The 272-nt window shown below is 43.4% G+C and carries 1 protein-coding gene; it reads right to left on the minus strand.

Going from position 1 to position 272, the window contains the following annotated elements; translation table 11 throughout:
• A partial coding sequence (locus VJI94_RS08385; RefSeq protein ID WP_324009031.1) for an undecaprenyl diphosphate synthase family protein occupies window positions 1–236 on the minus strand: 236 nt, incomplete at its 3' end.
• Window positions 237–272: the final 36 nt, after the last annotated feature.

Genomic DNA, 272 nt, shown 5'->3' on the forward strand with positions numbered 1-272 from the left:
GCTTTTACATCCATTCCGATTTGTTTAACGGCATTGGTCAACTCCCACCGACTGCTATAACTCAATGCCAGTATAAGATTCAAACCGGTATTGGCAGCTGTCATTTCCAGTGCTTCTTTCAGTTCATTTCTGGCAAAATCAGGGAGCATGCTCATGTCACCGATCACATGCAAACGAATATTGTTCTTATTCAGTGTGGGCACTTCTTTTCGGATGGAATCCACCAATAAACCCATCAACCCCTCTACTTCCTGTACAGGTCTATCCCAATT

The sequence above is a fragment of the Parvimonas sp. D9 genome (genome assembly GCF_035282565.1).
Taxonomy (GTDB): domain Bacteria; phylum Bacillota; class Clostridia; order Tissierellales; family Peptoniphilaceae; genus Parvimonas; species Parvimonas micra.